The organism is Catellatospora sp. NPDC049111, from assembly GCF_040648615.1.
Taxonomy (GTDB): Bacteria; Actinomycetota; Actinomycetes; order Mycobacteriales; family Micromonosporaceae; genus Catellatospora; species Catellatospora aurea.
Genome location: NZ_JBEZEB010000001.1, coordinates 85,140 through 105,509 on the forward strand (window position 1 = coordinate 85,140; position 20,370 = coordinate 105,509).

At 71.1% G+C, this 20,370-nt stretch carries 22 protein-coding genes, 2 tRNA genes and 1 other RNA gene; 12 read left to right on the forward strand and 13 right to left on the reverse strand.

Going from position 1 to position 20,370, the window contains the following annotated elements; genetic code table 11:
* Nucleotides 1-24: 24 nt before the first annotated feature.
* From AB0B66_RS00415 to AB0B66_RS00445, 7 genes are all read right to left on the reverse strand, one after another.
* Nucleotides 25-219: a hypothetical protein gene (locus tag AB0B66_RS00415; protein WP_360520542.1), complete on the reverse strand. Its 195-nt coding sequence runs from the start codon at nucleotides 217-219 to the stop codon at nucleotides 25-27.
* 99 nt (nucleotides 220-318) lie between these two features.
* Nucleotides 319-394: transfer RNA gene (locus tag AB0B66_RS00420), tRNA-Glu, on the reverse strand.
* A gap of 132 nt (nucleotides 395-526) precedes the next feature.
* Nucleotides 527-598, reverse strand: a tRNA-Gln gene (locus AB0B66_RS00425).
* A 68-nt stretch (nucleotides 599-666) separates the two neighbouring features.
* On the reverse strand, nucleotides 667-1,452 hold the full coding sequence (locus AB0B66_RS00430; RefSeq protein WP_360521702.1) for a fumarylacetoacetate hydrolase family protein: 786 nt from the start codon (nucleotides 1,450-1,452) through the stop codon (nucleotides 667-669).
* Nucleotides 1,453-1,544: 92 nt separating this feature from the next.
* The gene (locus AB0B66_RS00435) at nucleotides 1,545-2,237 is read right to left on the reverse strand and encodes a hypothetical protein (protein ID WP_360520545.1); all 693 of its coding nucleotides are present in this window, start codon (nucleotides 2,235-2,237) and stop codon (nucleotides 1,545-1,547) included.
* Nucleotides 2,234-3,049 (reverse strand): ATP-binding cassette domain-containing protein, encoded by an 816-nt coding sequence (locus AB0B66_RS00440; protein WP_360520548.1) that lies wholly within the window; start codon nucleotides 3,047-3,049, stop codon nucleotides 2,234-2,236. The genes AB0B66_RS00435 and AB0B66_RS00440 overlap by 4 nt, the downstream gene beginning before the upstream one ends.
* Nucleotides 3,046-3,384, reverse strand: a complete 339-nt coding sequence (locus AB0B66_RS00445) for a PadR family transcriptional regulator (protein ID WP_360520551.1) — start codon at nucleotides 3,382-3,384, stop codon at nucleotides 3,046-3,048. Before AB0B66_RS00445 ends, AB0B66_RS00440 begins: the two co-directional genes overlap by 4 nt.
* A 70-nt stretch (nucleotides 3,385-3,454) precedes the next feature.
* Here AB0B66_RS00445 and AB0B66_RS00450 point away from each other — a divergent pair, with 70 nt between their 5' ends.
* Nucleotides 3,455-4,321 carry a 3-methyladenine DNA glycosylase gene (locus tag AB0B66_RS00450; RefSeq protein WP_360520554.1) on the forward strand — a complete coding sequence of 289 codons (867 nt, stop codon included), beginning with the start codon at nucleotides 3,455-3,457 and terminating at the stop codon, nucleotides 4,319-4,321.
* Between the two features lie 172 nt (nucleotides 4,322-4,493).
* Here AB0B66_RS00450 and AB0B66_RS00455 read toward each other — a convergent pair whose 3' ends face one another.
* Both AB0B66_RS00455 and AB0B66_RS00460 read right to left on the reverse strand, forming a co-directional pair.
* A complete protein-coding gene (locus AB0B66_RS00455; protein ID WP_203699177.1) occupies nucleotides 4,494-4,919 on the reverse strand; it encodes a DUF350 domain-containing protein in 426 nt (141 codons plus the stop codon).
* A 124-nt stretch (nucleotides 4,920-5,043) separates the two neighbouring features.
* On the reverse strand, nucleotides 5,044-6,396 hold the full coding sequence (locus AB0B66_RS00460) for a glutamine synthetase family protein (RefSeq protein WP_360520558.1): 1,353 nt from the start codon (nucleotides 6,394-6,396) through the stop codon (nucleotides 5,044-5,046).
* A 172-nt stretch (nucleotides 6,397-6,568) separates the two neighbouring features.
* On the opposite strand from AB0B66_RS00460, the gene AB0B66_RS00465 reads away from it, so the two are divergent.
* From AB0B66_RS00465 to panB, 5 genes are all read left to right on the forward strand, one after another.
* Nucleotides 6,569-7,393 carry a hypothetical protein gene (locus AB0B66_RS00465; RefSeq protein WP_360520561.1) on the forward strand — a complete coding sequence of 275 codons (825 nt, stop codon included), beginning with the start codon at nucleotides 6,569-6,571 and terminating at the stop codon, nucleotides 7,391-7,393.
* An 89-nt stretch (nucleotides 7,394-7,482) separates the two neighbouring features.
* Nucleotides 7,483-8,421, forward strand: a complete 939-nt coding sequence (locus AB0B66_RS00470) for a hypothetical protein (RefSeq protein ID WP_360520564.1) — start codon at nucleotides 7,483-7,485, stop codon at nucleotides 8,419-8,421.
* Nucleotides 8,422-8,431: 10 nt separating this feature from the next.
* Nucleotides 8,432-9,481 (forward strand): hypothetical protein, encoded by a 1,050-nt coding sequence (locus AB0B66_RS00475; protein WP_360520567.1) that lies wholly within the window; start codon nucleotides 8,432-8,434, stop codon nucleotides 9,479-9,481.
* A gap of 235 nt (nucleotides 9,482-9,716) precedes the next feature.
* On the forward strand, nucleotides 9,717-11,468 hold the full coding sequence (locus tag AB0B66_RS00480) for an NAD+ synthase (RefSeq protein WP_360520570.1): 1,752 nt from the start codon (nucleotides 9,717-9,719) through the stop codon (nucleotides 11,466-11,468).
* Between the two features lie 142 nt (nucleotides 11,469-11,610).
* Nucleotides 11,611-12,450 (forward strand): 3-methyl-2-oxobutanoate hydroxymethyltransferase, encoded by an 840-nt coding sequence (panB, locus tag AB0B66_RS00485; protein ID WP_360520573.1) that lies wholly within the window; start codon nucleotides 11,611-11,613, stop codon nucleotides 12,448-12,450.
* Nucleotides 12,451-12,527: 77 nt separating this feature from the next.
* Here the strand turns inward: panB and npdG are convergent, their stop codons facing one another.
* Nucleotides 12,528-13,214 carry an NADPH-dependent F420 reductase gene (npdG, locus tag AB0B66_RS00490; RefSeq protein ID WP_360520576.1) on the reverse strand — a complete coding sequence of 229 codons (687 nt, stop codon included), beginning with the start codon at nucleotides 13,212-13,214 and terminating at the stop codon, nucleotides 12,528-12,530.
* A 34-nt stretch (nucleotides 13,215-13,248) separates the two neighbouring features.
* Entirely contained in the window at nucleotides 13,249-14,001 is a 753-nt protein-coding gene (locus tag AB0B66_RS00495; RefSeq protein WP_360521705.1) for a sulfite exporter TauE/SafE family protein, read from the reverse strand.
* Between the two features lie 169 nt (nucleotides 14,002-14,170).
* On the opposite strand from AB0B66_RS00495, the gene rnpB reads away from it, so the two are divergent.
* Nucleotides 14,171-14,586: RNase P RNA component class A (rnpB, locus tag AB0B66_RS00500), an RNA gene on the forward strand.
* A gap of 13 nt (nucleotides 14,587-14,599) precedes the next feature.
* Here the strand turns inward: rnpB and AB0B66_RS00505 are convergent.
* Both AB0B66_RS00505 and AB0B66_RS00510 read right to left on the reverse strand, forming a co-directional pair.
* A complete protein-coding gene (locus AB0B66_RS00505; RefSeq protein ID WP_360520579.1) occupies nucleotides 14,600-14,989 on the reverse strand; it encodes a hypothetical protein in 390 nt (129 codons plus the stop codon).
* A gap of 73 nt (nucleotides 14,990-15,062) precedes the next feature.
* On the reverse strand, nucleotides 15,063-15,833 hold the full coding sequence (locus AB0B66_RS00510) for a hypothetical protein (RefSeq protein ID WP_360520582.1): 771 nt from the start codon (nucleotides 15,831-15,833) through the stop codon (nucleotides 15,063-15,065).
* An 82-nt stretch (nucleotides 15,834-15,915) separates the two neighbouring features.
* Here AB0B66_RS00510 and AB0B66_RS00515 point away from each other — a divergent pair, with 82 nt between their 5' ends.
* The 5 genes from AB0B66_RS00515 (at nucleotide 15,916) to AB0B66_RS00535 (ending at nucleotide 20,359) form a co-directional block, all read left to right on the forward strand.
* Entirely contained in the window at nucleotides 15,916-16,440 is a 525-nt protein-coding gene (locus tag AB0B66_RS00515; protein WP_360520584.1) for a hypothetical protein, read from the forward strand.
* 4 nt (nucleotides 16,441-16,444) lie between these two features.
* Nucleotides 16,445-16,954, forward strand: coding sequence for a hypothetical protein (locus tag AB0B66_RS00520; protein WP_360520587.1), 510 nt, complete (start codon nucleotides 16,445-16,447; stop codon nucleotides 16,952-16,954).
* Between the two features lie 9 nt (nucleotides 16,955-16,963).
* Nucleotides 16,964-17,467: a tyrosine protein phosphatase gene (locus AB0B66_RS00525; protein ID WP_360520590.1), complete on the forward strand. Its 504-nt coding sequence runs from the start codon at nucleotides 16,964-16,966 to the stop codon at nucleotides 17,465-17,467.
* Nucleotides 17,468-17,706: 239 nt separating this feature from the next.
* Nucleotides 17,707-18,837 (forward strand): hypothetical protein, encoded by a 1,131-nt coding sequence (locus tag AB0B66_RS00530; RefSeq protein ID WP_360520593.1) that lies wholly within the window; start codon nucleotides 17,707-17,709, stop codon nucleotides 18,835-18,837.
* A 118-nt stretch (nucleotides 18,838-18,955) separates the two neighbouring features.
* Nucleotides 18,956-20,359: an RNB domain-containing ribonuclease gene (locus tag AB0B66_RS00535; RefSeq protein WP_360520596.1), complete on the forward strand. Its 1,404-nt coding sequence runs from the start codon at nucleotides 18,956-18,958 to the stop codon at nucleotides 20,357-20,359.
* Nucleotides 20,360-20,370: the final 11 nt, after the last annotated feature.

Here is a 20,370-nt window from a genome sequence, read left to right on the forward strand (position 1 = left end):
CGGCCGCGACACCCGTGCCGACGACTAGTTCCCGGCGCCCATCGCGCCGCCGGTCGAGGTCGGGGTGCCCACCTCGCGCGCGACGTGGATCATCGGGTTGCCGTCGTAGTAGTCGCGTGGCGGGTTGATGTGGCCGTGCCGTTTGCCACGGCGGTCGGCGACGACCGCCAACACCAGGATGAGACCGAGCACCACGCCACCGACGATCCAGAGGGTCATGGACGCGGACGATAGCGGGGCTGCGCCATCGCCGCAGCCCTCCACTCCTGCGCACAACGACAGAAGCTCACGAGCAATGCTCGTGAGCTTCTGGAAACCTGGTAGCCCCGAAGGGATTCGAACCCTCGCTACCGCCTTGAGAGGGCGGCGTCCTAGGCCGCTAGACGACGGGGCCAGGTCGATGTTCCGGAGAACACCTTATTCATTTTTCGACCGCCTAGCTGACTTCTCAGCTCGGCGGCCCGCTGAACTTTAGCAGGTCCAGCAGCCTCGCGCGAATCGGGCTTTACCCGATCTTGCTTGGTTGCTGGGGTACCAGGACTCGAACCTAGACTAACTGAACCAGAATCAGTTGGGCTGCCAATTACCCCATACCCCATTGGCACCGTTGCCGCTGCCGGGACAGAACTTTACCTGACCTCCCCGGCAGCGCCAAATCGGTATCCCCTACCGCGCGGCGACCGGGTTGCGCAGCTCCCCCAGCCCCTGGATGCGCACGCTCACCACGTCCTTCGCGGCCAGCGGCGACACCCCCGCCGGGGTGCCGGTGAGGATGACGTCGCCGGGCAGCAGCGTCATCACGTGAGACACGTACGACACCAGCGTGGGCACGTCGAAGACCATCTGCGAGGTGCGGCCGAGCTGGCGCACCTCCTCGTTGACCTCGCAGCGCACCTCGGCGTCGGTGACGTCGACGGCGGTGTCGATCCACGGTCCCAGCGGGCAGAACGAGTCGAACCCCTTGGCCCGGGTCCACTGGCCGTCGCTCTTCTGCAGGTCGCGCGCGGTGACGTCGTTGGCGATGGTGTACCCGAAGATCGCCTTCTCGGCCCCGGCCCGGTCCACCCGGCGCGCGCCCGTGGCGCCGATCACCACGGCCAGCTCGGCCTCGTGCTCGACCTGGTGCGACTGCTCGGGCAGCCGGATGATGTCGTGCGGCCCGATCACCGATGTGGACGGCTTGAGGAACAGCAGCGGCTCCTTGGGCACCTCCGCGCCGTGCTCGGCGGCGTGGTCGGCGTAGTTGCGCCCCACCCCGATCACCTTGCTGGGCAGGATCGGGGAGAGCAGGCGTACGTCGGCCAGCGCGAAGCGCTGCTCGGTGAGATCCAGCTCACCGAAGGGGTGGCCGTTGATCGCGCGTACCGTCAGCGCCTGGGCCCCGGCCTCCGGATCCCCCTCCACCACGCCGAACGACATGCCACCCGGATGAACGAAGCGAGCGATGCGCACCACAGCCCCCAGCTGAAGATCTCTTGTCGATGTCCAGCTTCAACTTACGCCGTAGGCCTGGTGTGACCCCGCTCGCTCCACCCGCGACCGGCTCAGCGCCGGGCGACGAACCGCAGGTGTGACCGCTGTCGCAGCCGGTATCCCGACGCCACCGCGACCACGGCCAGCAGCGCCGCCAGGCACACCGCCGCGTGGATCAGGCCACGGGTCAGGTAACCGCCGTCGGTGTGGTCCACGGCATAGGTGCCGATCTCGCGGCTGAACCAGAACGGCAGCAGCCGTGAGGCGGACGAGGCCGGGTCCATCATCATCTGCAGTCCCACGACGATGAGCAGCACCAGCATGCCCTCCAGCTCCCGCGGCAGGGCGGCGCTGAGGGCGAGCCCGAACGGCGCGGCGACCGCCACGGTCAGCAGCATGATGAGCCCGATCGCGCCGTACCTGATGTGCTCCTGGTCGATGCGGATCAGCACGTAGTAGGGCGCCGACAGCAGCAGGCCGACCGTCCACAGCGCGGCCAGCCGGCCCAGGTACAGGTGGCCGCTCCGGTATCCGGACAGCCGCAGCCGGGGCTCGACGGCCCGCGCCGCGCTGCCCGCGAACAGCGCCGCGGTGCTCATCGCCCAGCCGATCCCGAGGCACACGAACCGGATCGACTGCCCCGCGTGCGAGTCGCGTCGGCTCAGGTAGAACGCCAACGGGAAGATCAGCAGAATGGCCAGCACACCCCGGCGGCGCGCGATCTCCCGCAGCGCCATCTCGGCCACGACGAGTGTCTTCTTCATGCCCTCTCCCGTGGTGTCAGGTCGAGCACGGTGTCGACCCCGTCGCGGGTGTTCAGCAGGTGGGTCACCACGACGATCGCCTTGCCGGCGGCGCGCCAGCGGTGCACCTGCTGCCAGAAGTCCAGATAAGAGCCCTGGTCGAAGCCCTGGTACGGCTCGTCCAGCAGCAGCACGTCCGGGTCGCCGAGCCCGGCCATGACCAGGTTGAGTTTCTGCCGGGTGCCGCCGGACAGGTGGCGGGCCTGCGTTCCGCCGCGCGGATCCCAGTCCAGCGCCGCCGCGCCCGCCCGGCCGCTGTCCCGGGCGTCCGCCCGCGACATGCCGCGGCCCGCGCCGACCAGCAGGAAGTGCTCGTCGGGCACGAGGAAGTCGCTGGTGCCGCCGCCCTGCGGGCAGTAGCCGAGGGCGCCGTGCACCCGCACCTCGCCCCGGTCCGGGCTGACCAGGCCCGCGCAGATGCCCAGGAAGGTGCTCTTGCCGGAGCCGTTCGCGCCGACCACGGCGGCGACCTCGCCCGCGCGTACCGTCAGGTTCACCTCGCGCAGCACGGTCCGGCGGCCGTACCGCTTGGTGATGCCGAGGACCTCCAGCCGCACCGGCCCGCCGGGCGCGCGCCGCGGCGGCTCCAGGCGCACGCTGTCGGCGACCGTCGCCGCGTACGCCTGGGGCGGGCCGAACGCCCGCAGCGGGTCGTCCCCGCTCTCCCACAGGTGGGCGGCGGTCTCGGCGAGCACGTTGCCCGCCGTCTCCGCGGCCACCCCGTGCCGGCGCAGCTCGCCGGCGAGGGCATCGAGCCAGGTGTCGTGTCTCACCGTGCCGCCACCTCTCGCAGAATCGCGCTCACCCCGCCCGCGAAGGCCTCCCAGTCGGCCGCGGACCGCCGCAGCGTCTCGGCGCCCTCCGGGGTGATCCGGTAGTACTTGCGGGCCGGGCCGGACCCGCCCTCGCGCCAGTGTGCGGCGACCTGGCCGCCGCGCTGCAACCGCAGCAGCACCGGGTAGAGGGTGCCGCCCTGGATGCCGTGCAGCCCCGCCGCGTGCAGCGACTGGATCAGCTCGTAGCCGTAGGACTCGCGGTGGGCGAGCACGCCGAGCACGCACAGGTCGAGCACTCCCCGCAGCCATTGACTGCGCCGCTCCAGCTCCATGGCGCGAGACGCTAGCACAGCAAGCTAGTTGGTGTCGCTATCTAGTCTGCGCCACCGGTACCCTGGCCTGATGCACATCGCCGCCGCCGAGGTCCTCGGCCCCGAGGTCTGGGGTGCCCGCCGGCAGGCGCACGAGGAGCTGGTGGACGGCTGGCTGGCCCAGCACCTGGCCCGCCGCCGCGACGGGGTGAAGCACCCGGTGCACGACTTCCTGTTCACGTACTACTCGCACCGTCCGGCGCAGCTGCGCCGCTGGCACCCCGGCCACGGCGTGCTGCTGCGCGACGGCCTCGCCGAGCGCGACTACCTCGCCGTCGACGGCGGTGTTCTGCTGGACCCCGCGCTGCTGGCCAAGCGGGCCGACTCGGTGCGCTGGATCCGCGACCTGCTCACCGCGACCGCGTCCCGGCCCGCCCAGCTGGGCTGCTTCGGCATGCACGAGTGGGCCATGGTCTACCGCCAGACCCAGCAGGAGGTCCGGCACAACTCCTGGCCGCTGCGCCTGTCCCCCGCCGCGACCGCCGAGGTCGTCGAAGACCGCGGCGTACGGTGCAGCCACTTCGACGCGTTCCGCTTCTTCACCGCGCCCGCGCGGCCCCTCAACGTGCACCAGCCCACCCGCGAGCTGCAGCCCGCCCTCGAACAGCCCGGCTGCCTGCACGCGAACATGGACCTCTACAAGTGGGCCTACAAACTGTCCCCGCTGGTCGCCGGCGAACTCGTCACGGCCTGCTTCGCCCTGTCCCGCGAGATCCGCGAACTCGACATGCGCGCCAGCCCGTACGACCTGGCCGACCTCGGCTTTCCCCCGGTCCGCATCGAGACCCCCGACGGCCGCGCCGAGTACGCCGCCACCCAGCGCTCCTTCGCCGACCGCGCCGCCCCCCTCCGCACCGCCCTCATCACCGCCTGCGACCGCCTCCTCGCCGCAGCCTGACCCGGCTCGCGGCTGATGATCGCTGTTTCGGGTCAAGAACTGCGGTTCAACCCGAGGTTTTGACCGCAAACGGCGATCACCCCCGCAAGCCGCCCCACTTTCCGCCCGCAAACGGCGATCACCGCCGGCCAGAACGGCTCGGCGGTGATCGGGGCGCGTTGGTGCGGCTGCGTCAGGCGATGCAGGCGCAGACGATGAGGGCCGCGCCGAAGTGGGTGGCCGCGGTGACCTTGGCGGCGGGGTGCGGCTCGATCTCGGCGATCATCTCGCCCAGGCGGCCCGGGGTCAGCCAGTCCAGCGCCATGAACGCCAGCGCCATCAGGCCGATGCCGAGCAGACCGAAGATCACCGTGGAGGCCAGGCCCTTGCCGAAGTCCTCATAGCTGGTGAAGATCGCGGTGAACACGATCAGCGCGATGCCGAGCTGGTTCGCGGCCAGCAGGAGTGCGGCGTTGCTGCTGCGCTGGTGCCAGATCAGCTCCCGCAGGCGGCCCGGCGTCAGCAGGTCCACCACCACGAAGCCGACCGCCATCAGGCAGATCCCGGCCACCCCGAACACCACGCTCTGCCACGCACCTGTGACCAGGTCCTGCACCATGTACGCCTCCACTGCATCCGAATGTCGCTCGGGAGGCTAGCGGACGCCCGCAACAGGGGCGCCCGCACGGGTCTGACCAGGTTACTTACCGCGCACCCAGGCTGAGCCGCCGATACCTGGGCTGCTAGAGCGCACCCAGGTACTTGATCCGCTCATACGGCGTCACCTCGCGCCGGTACTCCTCCCACTCGGCGCGCTTGTTGCGCAGGAAGAAGTCGAACACGTGCTCGCCGAGCACGTCGGCGACCAGCTCGGAGCCCGCCATCACGTCGATCGCCTCGGACAGGTTCTCCGGCAGCGCCGAGTAGCCCATCGCGCGGCGCTCGGCGTTCGACAGCGCCCAGACGTCGTCCTCGGCGCCCGGGGGCAGCTCGTAGCCCTCCTCGATGCCCTTCATGCCGGCCCCGAGCAGCACCGCGAAGGCCAGATAGGGGTTGGTGGCCGAGTCCAGCGAGCGGACCTCGACCCGGGCCGAGTTCGGCTTGCCGTACGCGGGGACACGGACCAGGGCGGAGCGGTTCAGGTGCCCCCAGCACACGTACGCCGGGGCCTCGCTGATCCGGTCCGGGATCATCTGCGGGAACAGCCGCTTGTACGAGTTGACCCACTGGTTGGTGACCGCGGTGAACTCCCGCGCGTGGGTGAGCACACCGGCGATGAACGCCTTGGCGGTCTTGCTCAGCTTGTGCGGGTCGGCCGGGTCGTGGAAGGCGTTGCGCTCGCCCTCGAACAGCGACAGGTGCGTGTGCATGCCGCTGCCGGGCTGGTCGGTGAACGGCTTGGGCATGAAGGTGGCCCGCACCCCGTGCGACAGCGCCACCTCCCGCATCACGTGCCGGAACGTCATGATGTTGTCGGCGGTGGTCAGCGCGTCCGCGTACCGCAGGTCGATCTCCTGCTGGCCGGGGGCGACCTCGTGGTGGCTGAACTCGACGGAGATGCCGATGCGCTCCAGCGCGAGCACGGCCTGGCGGCGGAAGTCGCGGGCGATGGCGTGCGTGGTGTGGTCGAAGTAGCCGCCGGAGTCGACCGGGGTCGGCACGCCGCCGTCCGCGGGCGCGTCGGCGAGCAGGAAGAACTCGACCTCGGGGTGGGTGTAGAAGGTGAAGCCCTTGTCGGCCGCCTTCGACAGCGCCCGGCGCAGCACGTGGCGCGGGTCGGCCCAGCTCGGGGTGCCGTCGGGCATGAGGATGTCGCAGAACATGCGGGCGCTCTCGCCGGAGCCGCCGCCCTCGAACGGGAAGACCTGGAACGTCGTCGGGTCCGGCATGGCGATCATGTCGGACTCGTACACCCGGGCGAAGCCCTCGATGGCCGATCCGTCGAAGCCGATGCCCTCCTCGAAGGCCGCCTCCAGCTCCGCCGGGGCGACACTGACCGACTTCAGGGTGCCGAGCACGTCGGTGAACCAGAGGCGCACGAAGCGGATGTCGCGCTCCTCAAGCGTACGCAGCACGAACTCCTGCTGACGATCCACGGCAAGCCTTCCTAGACGAGATCTCCGGCCAGTCTGGCCCGGCCTCATTACGCGCACGTTACGCCATCCTTCAGCTGTACGCCGGAGCACGGTGATGCCGCAACTTCGACGCCCTTCACACCGTTGAGACGGTCAGTGACACGGAGCTCCCCTCGATGCGCAAGGAGCGCCCATGAACCGCCTGGACTCCCTCTTCCCGGTGCGCCACCGCACCATCGCGGGCGGTATCGCCCTGGGTGGGCTGCTGATCGGCGCGCTCACCCTGGCCGGGGTGCTCGGCGCGACGCACCGCCAGCAGCAGGCCCAGGCGACCGAGACGACCCGCAAGACGCTGCCGCTCACCGCGACGCAGCCGGAGTTGCAGGCGGCGCTGCTGGCCGAGGTCGACCTGCCGGCCAGCTACGCCCCGCAGCAGCCCAGCCCGTCGCCCAAGGTGCGCACGCCCCGCCCGGAGCGCTGCGCTGCCCTGCTGGGCGCGCCCGACGAGCTGATCCGCACCGCCGCGGCGACCGTGGCGACCACGCACCCGAAGGCCCGCCTGCAGCCCACCGCCCAGGCGGTCTCCGGGCACCGCGGGCCGACGCTGATCACCCAGGTGCTGAGCACCTTCTCCGGCGACGGCGCGCTCGGCACCCTGAACGAGCTGCGCCGGATGGGCCAGCGCTGCCGGGACTTCCACGCGGTGCTCGACGACGGCACGGCCGTCCGGGTGCGTGTCGAGGACGTGCCGCGCGACCGGCTCCCGGCGGACCTGCTGAAGCTGGAGGGCGACGCGTACGCGCTGCGCTTCACGCTCACCGGCAAGGAGCGGACCATGACCGGCTATCTGGCGCTGGGCCGGGTCGGCGGGCTGCTGTCGATGCTGCGCGAGATGGACTCCGGCGAGCGGCAGGGCGCGGTCGCCGACCTGGGCCGGTTCACCGGGCTGCTGGAGCAGGCGGCGAAGAAGCTGCTGCCCATCACCCTCGGCGGGGCGCGGCCGACCCCGCGGGGCTGACCCGGGACATTGATCATCGTTGAGGCGTCCGTTTAGGATGACGGGAATCGCGGCCTGACCGGCCCCCACCCCTCCCTCAAGGTGTGTCCATGCCCCCGTCCGACAACGCCCCCGCGCAGCCGAAAGCCGTCTGGGCGGAGCGTTTCGCCGGCATCCTGGCCGGTTCGTTCGCGATCCCGCTGCTCGGCGAGATCCTGCTCGCGGTGCTCAACAACGAGGACTTCGACTACCTGCGCACCGCCATCACGGCGATGGTGCTGGGCGTCGGCGCGGCGATCCTGTACGCCTCGCAGGTCGGCCGCATCGTGTTCCAGCGGGCGCGAGCCGGTTTCCTCATCGTCGCCGGGTTCGCCACCGCGACCCAGGGCTTCCTGCAGGCAGCCCGGCCCGAATGGCTGCGGGGCGACCCGATCGAGGGCGTCGTCGGCATGGTCACCCTGATCCTGGGCCTGTCCGTGTTCGCCATGGGCTGGTTCTACTTCCGGGTCGAGGCCCCGGTGGCCGAAGCGGCCGCGATCCCCGCGCCGCGCGAGCCGCTGCCGATCGAGACGGTCTCCTTCGTACGCGCCCAGGGCCGCTACGACGCCACGAAGCACACCAAGTACTTCGACGCCTGCCGGGCCGCCCTGAGCCTGGAGCAGCTGCACTACGTCGCCTACTACGAGGGCCGCAACCAGGTCTTCGCCATCGACGTGTTCGACCGCCTGGAGGACTTCCAGCCGGTCGAGACGACGCAGGCGCAGCGGCGGGAGAAGTACCACGAGCACGGGCCGCAGATCATAGATCTGATGGCGGAGCTGGACGGCCGGTTCAGCGCGCTGGAGACCGGGCCGCTGATTCGCATGGTCTTCGACGTCGAGCAGGGTGCGATCTACTACCACATGATCAACAGCAATCCCGCGGTGCACGTCATCGGGGTCACCCTCGACCAGGCCCAGATCCACACCGCCGACGACGCGCTGGAGAAGCTCTCCGCCGAACTGCGGCGGCGCTCCGGCCGCCTGCCCATCACCCAGCAGAACACCTAGGGGGTACGCGGTGCGCCGCCTGGCCTGGCTCGCCCTGGCCGTCCTGATCGGCCTCGGCACGGCCGCCGTCACCGGCGTCCGGATCGCCGACGCCACCGACACCACGCCCTACCTGCTCGTCACCGCTGCCCTACTGGCGATCGGCCTGTACGGCAGCACCTACGGCATCGACGTCGCCGCCGCCCGGCAGGACCGGCGGCTCATCGTTACCGCGGTGACCGTCGGTGTCATGGTCAAGGCCGCCGTCATCGGTGGATCGCTCGCGCTGGCCTGGCAGGATCCGCTGTTCCTGCTGCTGGGCATCGTGGTGGCGCAGATCGACCCGCTGTCGGTCGCCGCACTGCTCGGCGACGACCGACTCTCGCCCCGGGCCCGCACCGTGCTGGCCGCGTGGTCCTCGTTCGACGACCCGGTCACGGTGGTGCTGACCGTCTACGCCGCCGCCGTGACGACCGACGCCCTGGGCCTAGGCATACGCGGCGAGCAGGGCGTGCACGTCGCGGACGGGCTGGTGGCGTACGCCGCGGATCTGGGTCTGAATCTCGCCTTCGCGGCGGTGGTGTGGCTGCTGTGGCGGTATGCCGTCCGGGACCGTCCCCGCTGGGCGGACGCCTTGCTCGCGATCGTGGTCGCCGTCGCGGTGTGGCAGTTCTGGATGCTCGGCCTGGCGCTGGTCGGCCTGTTCCTGCGCCCGGCCTGGCTGGACCGGCTGCTGCCCCGGATCACCCAGGGCGCGCTGTACGCCGCGACGGTGCTGCTCGGTTTGCTGCTCATCGGCGGGATCGCGCTGCCGGAAGGGGTGACCCTGGGCCTGGCCGCGTTCGCCGCGCAGATCCTGGTCGGGTGGCTGCTCACCCGGAACATGCCCGCCGCCGACCGGCTGCATCTGGCGTTCGCCCAGCAGAACGGCATCACCGCGATCATCCTCGCGCTGCGCCTGGAGGCCCAGTTCGCGGGCGTGGTCGCCGTCGTCGCCCCCGCCATCCTGGTCACCAACCTCACCCACCATGCCGCCAACCACCTCCTCGACCGCCGCGCGCGCGTCCGCACCTCCACTTGATCGCCCGACCTGCCCGGCAAGTGGGCGAACGGGGTCCCGCGCCCCGCCACCCCGCCCATGATCGTTCGACTTGCCCGGCAAGTGGGCGAAAGCGGCTTCAAGATACGCACAGGTGCCTGGCAAGTCGGATGACCTTGGGCACGGGCCGCCGGGCGCGGGCGGCAGTGGGGACTGTGGCGGGGCACACCCCTGGTGGGAAACGCGCGGCGGGTGGGGTGTGCGGGAAGATGAGGGCATGACCGCCACGCTGCGTCTCGCACTCGCCCAGGTGAACCCGACCGTCGGCGATCTCGTCGGCAACGCCGCCATCGTCCGCGAGTGGTCCGCGCGGGCCGCCGAGGCCGGCGCGCACCTGGTCGCCTTCCCCGAGATGATGCTGACCGGATACCCGGTCGAGGACCTGGTGTTCCGGCAGTCCTTCGTCGAGGCGTCCCAGCAGGCGCTGGTGAAGCTGGCCGAGGACCTGGCCGGCGACGGGCTGGGCGAGCTGGCCGTCATCGTGGGCTACCTGGACGCGGACGGCCCGGCGCGGCTCGGCGCGGACTCGACCTCCCCGGTCGGCCCCCGCGACTCGCTGGCGCTGCTGCACCGCGGTGTGGTCGCCGCCCGCTACGACAAGCACCACCTGCCCAACTACGGCGTGTTCGACGAGGACCGCTACTTCGTGCCCGGCGACACGCTGACCGTGGTGCGGGCGCAGTGGGCCGACGGCAGCCAGGCCGACCTGGCGCTGACCATCTGCGAGGACATCTGGCAGGCCGGCGGCCCGTTCGCGGTGGCCGCGTCGGCCCGGGTCGGGCTCGTCATCAACATCAACGGCTCGCCGTACGAGCTGAACAAGGACGACCTGCGGCTGCCGTTGGTGCGGCGGCGGGCCGCCGAGGCCGGGGCGACCGTGGCGTACGTCAACATGATCGGCGGCCAGGACGAGCTGACCTTCGACGGCGACTCGCTGCTCGTGGCCGCCGACGGCACGCTGCTCGCCCGGGGGCCGCAGTTCCACCAGCAGCTGCTCGTGCACGACCTGCACCTGCCCGAGGCCGACCCGGACGCGCCGACCGGACACCTCGGCGCCATGCGTGTCGCCCGGGTCCCGCTGACCACCTCCTGGGCCCAGCCTGCCGGCCCGGCCGCCGACGCCGGGATCGCCGACCGCCTCAGCGACGAGGCCGAGGTGTGGAACGCCCTGGTGCTGGGCCTGCGCGACTACGTACGCAAGAACGGCGCGAAGTCGGTGCTGCTGGGTCTGTCCGGCGGTATCGACTCCTCGGTCGTCGCCGCGATCGCGGTGGACGCGCTCGGAGCCGAGCACGTCGTCGGCGTCTCCATGCCCAGCGGCCACTCGTCGCAGCACTCCCGCGACGACGCCGCCGAGCTGGCCCGGCTGACCGGCCTGGACTACCGCATCGAGCCGATCGAGCACATGGTGGACTCGTTCCTGTCCAACCTGAACCTGTCCGGCCTGGCAGTGGAGAACCTGCAGGCCCGGGTGCGCGCGGTGATCCTGATGGCGCTCTCCAACCAGGAAGGCCACCTGGTGCTCACCACCGGCAACAAGAGCGAACTGGCCGTGGGCTACTCGACCCTGTACGGCGACTCGGTGGGCGCGTTCAACCCGCTCAAGGACGTGCCGAAGACTCTGGTGTGGAAGCTCGCGCACTGGCGCAACACGGTCGGCGAGGTGATCCCGGAGAGCTCCATCACCAAGCCGCCGAGCGCCGAGCTGCGCCCGGGGCAGCTGGACACCGACTCGCTGCCGCCGTACGACCAGCTGGACGCGATCCTGGCCGGTTACGTCGACGGCGACCAGGGCCGCGACGAACTGGTCGCCGACGGCCACGAACCGGCCCTGGTGGACCGCATCCTTCGCCTGGTCGACGGGGCGGAGTACAAGCGCCGCCAGTCCGCGCCCGGCACCAAGATCTCGTTCAAGGCGTTCGGCCGCGACCGCCGCCTGCCCATCACGAACCGGTGGCGAGAGAGCTGAGGTCTCGTCGCCCGCGGTAGCCGGCGAGCATGTCTCAGTGAATTACTGCACTGAACCCTGACATCGGGTGTTCAACAGGTGGAAACATTCTCCTGGAGACCCGGGGACCGTGAACGCGGCCTCGAGGCGAGAGGAGACAGCGATGTCCGACAGTGTGCCCTCCCTCTACGGCGGGCCGGCCGGCTCGCGGGTGCGCACCCGCCACCTGCAGCTGGCCAAGGAGCGCGGCGAGAAATGGGCCATGCTCACCTCGTACGACCAGTACACCGCCCAGATCTTCGACGAGGCGGGCATCGCGGTGCTGCTCGTCGGCGACTCGGCGGCCAACAACGTGTTCGGCTACGAGTCGACCCTGCCGGTGACGGTCGAGGAGATGCTCCCCCTGGTCCGCGCCGTGGTCGGTGCCACCAAGCGGGCGCTGATCGTCGGTGACCTGCCGTTCGGCACATACGAGGAGTCCCCCGAGGTCGCCCTGCGCACCGCCGTGCGCTTCATGAAGGAAGCCCGCTGCCACGCGGTCAAGCTGGAGGGCTTCCGCCCCGCCCAGATCCAGATGATCACCGGTGCGGGCATCCCTGTCATGGCCCACCTGGGCTTCACCCCCCAGTCCGAGCACCAGCTCGGCGGCTACCGGGTCCAGGGCCGCGGTGACGACGCCGCCGCCACGCTGCTGCACCAGGCCCGCGAGGTCGTCGCGGCGGGCGCGTTCGCGGTCGTCCTGGAGATGGTCCCCGGCGACGTCGCCAAGCAGGTCACCGCCGAGATCGGCGTACCCACCGTGGGCATCGGCGCGGGCCCCGACACCGACGCCCAGGTCCTCGTCTGGCAGGACATGGCCGGCCTGCGCCCCGCCTCCGCCGGCCCCACCCCCCGCTTCGTCAAGAAGTACGCCGACCTCCACGCCGTCCTGTCCCGCGCCGCCGCAGAATTCGCCGCCGACGTCCACGACGGCGCCTTCCCCACCGCCGACCACACCTTCTGACCCCGAAAGGAAGGGCACCTTCACATCGCTCCGCGATGTGAAGGTGCCCTTCTTAACGGCCCAGGCTCGTGAGCTGGTCAGACGTCGGTGATGCGGATGCCGGAGTGGGCCTTGTAGCGCTTGTTCATGGCGATCAGGTTCGCGGTGAGGGCTTCGACCTGGGCGGCGTTGCGCAGGCGGCCCGCGTGGATGCCGCGCATGCCGGGGATGCGACCGGCCAGGGCCTGCACCACGGCCACCGCCTCGCGGTCGTCACCGAGCACCAGGATGTCCAGGTCCATCCGGGTCACCGCCGGATCCGCCAGCAGCTCGGCGCTGACGTGGTGGAACGCCGCCGTCACCCGTGCCTCCGGCAGGATCGCCGCCGCCTGCTGCGCGGCGCTGCCCTCGTCGACCTTGAGCGCGTACGGCCCCTGCTTGTCGAAGCCCAGCGGGTTCACACAGTCCACCACGATCTTGCCGACCAGCGCGTCGGCCAGCCCGGCCAGCGTCTCGGCGTGCCCCGCGTACGGCACCGCGACGATCAGCACGTCCGAGCGCCCCGCCACGTCGGCGTTGTCGCCTCCGCTGACGTTCCCGCCGGACAGCTCCGCCAGTTCCGCCGCCGAGGCGGCCGCCCGGTCCGCGCTGCGCGAGCCGATCAGCACGTGCTGGCCCGCCAGGGCCAGCCGGTATGCCAGCCCGCGGCCCTGATCGCCGGTGCCGCCGAGGATGCCGACCGTCAGTGCGCTGACGTCGGGAAGGGAAGCCAGGTCCAATGCCATGCCTGATCCTCGCATTGAACGAGCGTTCACAGCGCTATGACATGGCTCGCACGAACAGCACACCCGCCACGGTCACCCCGAACGCGACGATGACCGCCCGCAGCGTACGCGCCGGCAGCCGCCGACCCGTCCGCGCGCCGACGAATCCGCCCAGCAGCGTCGCCGGCACCAGCACCGCCACCGCGGGCCAGTAGACCGGGCCGAACAGCGAGTACATCGTCGTGGCGACCACGCCCACGACCAGCTGGAGGATGTTCTTGAGTGCCACGATGCGGTTCAGCGACTCGACCACGACCACGCTCAGCACCGCGATCAGGATCACGCCGAGCACCGAGTTGAAGTAACCGCCGTACACCCCGACGAGAAAGAGCAGCACGAACCGCAACCAGACCGGCTGCGCGTGCGGCTCGCCCACCAGACGGCTCACCCGCGTCTGGAACGCCAGCAGCAGCGACGCCGCCAGCACCAGCAGCGGCATCAGCTTGGTGTACACGCCCGGCGGTGTGTGCAGCAGCAGCACGCAACCGGTGACCGCCCCGAGCAGCACGGTGGGTGCGAGCGCCCTCAGCCGTTCCGACTGCCCGCGCAGGTCGGACCAGGTCCCCAGCACGCTGGCGAAGTAACCGCCGGTAACCGAGATCGAGTTGGTGACCGTGGCCTGGATCGGCGGCACCCCCAGCGCGAGCAGCACGGGAAGCATCACCAGCGACCCGCCCCCGGCGACGGCGTTCACACTCCCGGCCGCCACACCGGCGGCACCGAGCACCAGCAACGCCCCGAGATCCATCACCCTCGGAGGCTAACGGCGGCGGCGTACTCCGGGCGGTTCGGCGGCATGATCGTCGTTTCGGGTCGAGAAGTGCGGTCAGACCGCAGATCTCGACCCGAAACAGCGATCATCGGCAGCGGCCAACGATCCCCCGCCTGCCGGGACGTATCATGGTCAACGCGACGGACGAGTCGGCCGGGCGGTCGCGTCACCACGGGCTCCGGCCCGGCGGTGCCGAGGAACGTCCGGACTCCACAGGGCAGGGTGGTTGTTAACGGCAACCCGGGGCGACCCGCGGGACAGTGCCACAGAGAACAGACCGCCCGCTCCCCTCGGGGCAGCGGGTAAGGGTGAAACGGTGAGGTAAGAGCTCACCAGCACCCCGGGTGACCGGGGTGGCTAGGTAAACCCCACCCGGAGCAAGACCAAGAGAGGCCGCTCGATCCGCTTCGGCGGGCGGGTGGCCGCGCGGACGTTCGAGGGTGGCCCGCCCGATGTCCGCGGGTAGGTTGCTCGAGCCTGCCGGCGACGGCAGGCCTAGATGGATGGCCGCCGCCGCGCGCGAGCGCGGCACAGAATCCGGCGTACAGGCCGACTCGTCCGTCCCTGTACGCCCTCAGAAGCCGGGCAGGCGGCCGCTCGTGATCTCCGCCCACACGTCGCCGAAGCGCTCCGGATGCGCCGCGTAGGCAAGCCCGACCGCGACCAGCGACACCGCCAGCACCGGCCCGAACGTGCCGACCCCGACCCACCGCCGGTGAGCGGCCGAAACCGCGAGTCCGACCGCCGTCGCACCGAGGAACACGGCCAGCCCGACGCCGATGGCCCACATGTCGCGCGCCCACAGTTCCGGCCAGTCCCACCAGTTTCCGAAGACGGCCCCGCTGCGTTCCAGGCCGAGGGCCAGCACCGGCGCGCCGACACCCAGTGCCAGAAGCCACATCGCCCCCTGCACCAGACGCACCTTGGCACGCACGGGGGGCTGCGGTCGATCTTCCTGCGTCATGGGCCGCAACCTTAGGCCGCACGTTGTTAACACCGCATGAGCAGCCCTGACCTGCCCCGCAGCGCGCGACGAGTTAGGAAGGTGCCCTTCCACCACCTATGGCGATGTGAAGGTGCCCTTCCTTTCCTGCGGGGTGGCGGGGGGAGGGGCGGGTGGGGGTCGGGGTGATGGGGAGGAGGTTCTGGAGGTGCAGGGCGGTGGCGTACAGGAAGAGGACCACGCCGAGCATTTCGCACAGTTCCTCGGCTGAGGCGGCCAGCACGTAGCGCATGGAGGCCCAGCCGGGGGTGAAGCCGATGTTCTCCCGGCCGGTGTAGGCGCCCAGCACCTCGATTCCGGCCGCCCCGCCGAGGAACAGCGCGGCCGCGCCGAGCATGAGCCAGCGGACGCGGGGCGGCAGGGCGAGCAGGAAGCGCAGGTACGCCAGGGCGAGCACGAGCACCAGGGGCGCGGCGAGCACCAGCCAGGACAGGTACGACGCCTCGCCCGCGTCGAGCACGTCGGCCTGGGCCCCCAGCTCGTGGAACTGCGAGAACTCGTCCAGCGACAGCCCGGTGAAGACGACCGCCAGCACCCGCCAGTGGCGGCGGAAGCGCGCGTGCGCACCGCCCAGTTGCCACAGCAGCAGCGCGGCGAGGAACAGCAGCCCGCTGGAGAACCAGGTGGGCAGGTTCTGCTCCTTGTCGACGTAGAAGAACTTGACGATCCGGCCCCAGTACGGGATGAGGTCGTACACCCCGAAGCCGTGGTAGACGATCGTGAACCCGAGGCTGAGCAGGTGGATCGCGGCCACGCTCCACAGCAGCACGCGGAGCAGCTTCGATGCCGGCACGTCGAGTCTCATGCCTGACCAACGAACCGGCGACGGTCCGCAGCACGGTGTACTCGGCTTCCTCCCCCGGGGAGTTTCGTGCCATAGTCACCCGGTGTCCGATACCCCCGCACGGATGCTCGCGCTCGCCGGTGTCCTGATCGCCCTACTGAGCCTGGCCGTGGCGCTGGCCGGTTACCGGCGCACCCGGCTGGCCCCGAGCGCGCGGCTGTACCACATCAACAACTTCGGCCCGGGTGATGCCAAAGAGTTCCTGATCGCCACAACAGTGACGAACGGGACACTCGGCGCGGTGCAGGTGGTGACCTGCGAGTTCGAGGTCAAGGGCCTGCGCGGGCGGCACATGGTGGGTGGGCAGAGCCGCAAGGGGCCGGAGCTGCCGTACAAGGTGGAGGGTCACCACTCGGCCACCTGGACGGTCCCGGTGACCGACGTGGCCGAACTGCTCAAGGTGTACGGCAAGCAGACCGCGAAGATCCGTGCGGTGCTGGCGCTGGGCAGCGGGCGTGACGTCAAGGGCGGCTGGTTCCGCTTCGACCTGGACAAGTGGGCGGCCGGCGGCGAGAAGGCCAAGCCCGCCGGGGCCCGGCCGCAGAGCCCGGCGAAGTCGAAGGCCTGAAACCGTGACCGGCGTCGACATGTACTGGCAGCGGGTGCCGGAGGAGGCGCTGGCGGGTTCGCCGCGCCGGTTGTGGGACCGCTCGCCGGTGTTCGACGACACGGCGTACGAGCAGGCCGTGGCCGACGGCACGCTGCGCGCTGTCCCCGAGCACTACCTGCTGCTGGAGGTGCTCTTCGCGGGCAGCCAGGGCCCCGGTCACCCGGTGGCCGGGCTGGTCGTCTCGGGCGGGGCCTGGCATCCGGTCGACCTGTCCGGGGCGTCCGACGACGAGGTCGGCGTGCTCACCGTCGGCGAGGTCCGCGCGGTCTCGGAGTTCCTGCACGGGGCCGAGCCCGGCTCGTGGATCGCGCGGCGCGAAGTCGAACTGGCCGCGGTGCTGCGCGGTTACTCCACCCGACCCTGGGACGACCTGCTCGCGCGGCGTCTGGCCCGGCACGCCGAGGGCCTCGCCGCGTTCTACCACCGCGCGGCCGCCGACGGCGAGGCCGTGGTGAAGGTCCTGGTCGGCTGAGGCGGCCCTATGCCCACCAATCCCCACGTCGTCGACTGGCCCGCTGCGGGCAAGCTTGCGGTGATGCCGCGTCCGGCGGGCGGCGACCGGCTGGACGACGAGGTAGCCCGCCTGCGCCGGCACGGGGTCGACATCGTGGTCTCTGCGTTGACCGGCCCCGAATACGACCGGCTCGACCTGCGCGGCGAGGCGGCGGCGGTGCGTGCGGCCGGGATGCGGTTCGTCTCCTTCCCCATCGCCGATCTGGGCGTGCCGGACTTCGCCGCGTACCAGGCGCTGACGGAGCAGCTCGCCGACGAGGTGGCGGCCGGACGGTTCGTGCTGGCGCACTGTTTCGGCGGGATCGGCCGGGCCACCGTCATCGCGGGCGGGGTGCTGATCCGGCTCGGGGCGAGCGCCGCGGACGCGATGGCCGCGATCGGTGCCGCGCGTGGGCTTCCGGTGCCGGAGACCGAGCCGCAACGGGCGATCCTGGCGCGGTTGGCCGGGTTGGCGGGTCCTCGCCAGACCTGAGCCCCGCGTGCCGCAAAGCGCGGCGGGGCAACCGATGCCGCGATACGTGCACTGTGGAGCGGTGACATCGGCACTCATAGCAATTTGACTTTTTTACGGATTTCGCCAGCACATGGGCCTTTTGCGGCGCACAGTGATGTCTGGAGCAGCAGTGCGCGGGAGGAAGCGCCGTGGCCACCGCTGTTTCGCGGTTCCGCCGGAGACATTCCGGCAGGACGTTCCCGTGAGGAGGACAAGCGATGGCCGTAGCCAAGGCCGCAGCGAAGAAGGCCCCAGCGAAGAAGGCCGCTGCCAAGAAGGCGGTAGCCAAGAAGGCGCCGAGCCGGCCGGCCGCGGCGAAGAAGGCCGCGCCTGCCAGGAAGACCTCGCCCGCCAAGAAGACCGTCACCGCGCGCAAGACGACCACGGCGAAGAAGACCACCGCCAAGAAGACGTCCCCGGCCAAGAAGGCCACCACCAAGAAGACCACCGCGGCGGCGAAGAAGACCACCGCCGCCAAGAAGACCACCGCCGCGCGCAAGACCACGGCGGCCGCCCGCACCACCGGCGTCAAGAAGGTCACTGCCGCCGTCAAGAAGACGGCCGCGAAGAAGACCACGACGGCGAAGAAGACGACCGCCGCCAAGAGGACGACGCCGATGAAGAAGGCCGCGCCGGCTCGGAAGACGACCACCGCGAAGAAGACCACCGCGGCGAAGAAGACGTCCCCGGCCAAGAAGGCCGCCGTCAAGAAGACCACGGCGGTCAAGAAGACCACCGCCGCCAAGAAGACGACGGCCGCGAAGAAGACCACTGCGAAGAAGGCGACCGCCAAGAAGACCACGGCGGCGGCGCGCAGCACCGGCGTCCGCAGGATCACCGCCACGGTGAAGAAGACGGCCGCCGCGAAGAAGACCACCGCGGCCCGCAAGACGGCGGCCAAGAAGGCGTCGCCTGCCAGAAAGACCACCGCGGCGAAGAAGACCGCGGTCGCGAAGAAGACCTCGCCCGCCCGCAAGGCGACGGCCCGCAAGTCGACCACGGTCCGCAAGACCACGACCGCGAAGAAGACTTCGCCGGCGCGCAAGAGCACCACTGCGGTCCGGAAGACGACCACGGCCCGGAAGACCACCGCGGCGGCGAAGAAGACGACGGCAGCCCGCAAGGCTACCGGGGCGAAGAAGATCACCGCAGGGGTGCGCCGGACCGCCACCGGCCGCGCCACGGCGAAGAAGACCATGGCGGCCAAGAAGGTGACGCCGATGAAGAAGGCGACCACCGCCCGCAAGAGCGCGCCCGCCCGAAAGGCGATGGCGAAGACCGCCCCGGCCCGCAAGGCCACCATGCGCAAGACGGCGATGAAGAAGATGGCCCGCACGGCCATGCGTTAGCGGGGCAACGTCGCCCTGATCGGTGTCATCCACAGCGTGACCTGCGGATGGCACCGAGTCGCCGTTACCGCCCGTACGGGCGGGGCCGTGGCGCGCGCACACCTGGTAAGAATGACCAATGGCATACCGCCGACTGCACGCCGAGGCCATCGACTTCACCGGACTGCGTCGCGAGCTGGAACTGCCCGACGGCTTCCCGCCCGCCGCCCAGGCGCAGGCCGTGGCGGCGGCCGCCGAGGTGAAGCTGCCCGACACGGACCGCACCGAGCTGCCCTTCGTCACCATCGACCCGCCCGGCTCCCGCGACCTCGACCAGGCGGTATGCCTGTTCCGCCGCGACGGCGGCTACCGGGTGCACTACGCCATCGCCGACGTCGCGTCGTACGTCGTGCCGGACAGCCCGCTGGAGGCCGAGACCTGGCGGCGCGGGCAGACGGTGTACCTGCCCGACGGCAAGGTTCCCCTGCACCCGCAGGTGCTCAGCGAGGGCGCGGTCAGCCTGCTGCCCGGCGTGGACCGGGCCGCGGTGGTGTGGACGATCGACGTCTCCGCCGACGGCGACACGGTCGGCGTACGCATGGAGCGGGCGCGGGTGCGCAGCCGGGCCAAGCTCGCCTACGAGGGTGTGCAGGCCGATGTGGACAAAGGCGTGCTCGCCGAGCCGATCGCGCTGCTGCCGGAACTGGGCCGCCTGCTGACCGCGCGGGGCCTGGAGCGGGGTGCGATCAACCTGCCCATGCCCGAGCAGGAGATCGAGCCGGACGGCACGGGCTGGCAGCTGCGCCTGCGCGCCCCGCTGCCCGCCGAGGAGTGGAACGCCCAGATCTCGCTGCTGACCGGCCGCGCGGCCGCGGACATCATGCTGGCGGGGCGGATCGGCCTGCTGCGGACCATGCCCGCCCCGGATCCGGAGGCGGTGGCCCGGCTGCGGATCGCGGCGAAAGGCCTGGGCGTGGACTGGCCCGTGGACATGACCGTGGGCCAGGTGCTCGCGGGGCTGGACCCGGCCCGGCCCAAGGACGCCGCGTTCGTCGACGAGGCCGCGGAGCTGCTGCGCGGAGCCGGGTACACGCCGTTCGCCGGGCAGGTGCCGGAGCAGCCGGAGCACAGCGCCGTCGCGGCGGCGTACGCCCACGTCACGGCTCCGCTGCGGCGCCTGGCCGACCGGTACGTCACCGAGGTGTGCCTGGCCCTGCACGATGGCCGTGAGGTGCCCGCCTGGGCCGCCGCGGCCCTGCCCGAGCTGCCCGCCGTCATGTCCGGCACCGACCGCGTCTCCTCCGCGGCCGAACGCGGCGCGATCGACCTGGTCGAGGCGACCATCCTGGCCAACCGCATCGGCGAGACCTTCCCCGCGACCGTGCTCGACACCAACCACGGCAAGCCCGGCGGCACGGTGGCCCTCACCGAGCCCGCGGTCCGCGCCCGCTGCGACGGCCAGCTCACCGCCGGCGACCAGATCACCGTCCGCCTCACCCAAGCCGACCCCGCCAAGCGCCTGGTCCGCTTCACCCTCGCCTAGACCAAAGGAAG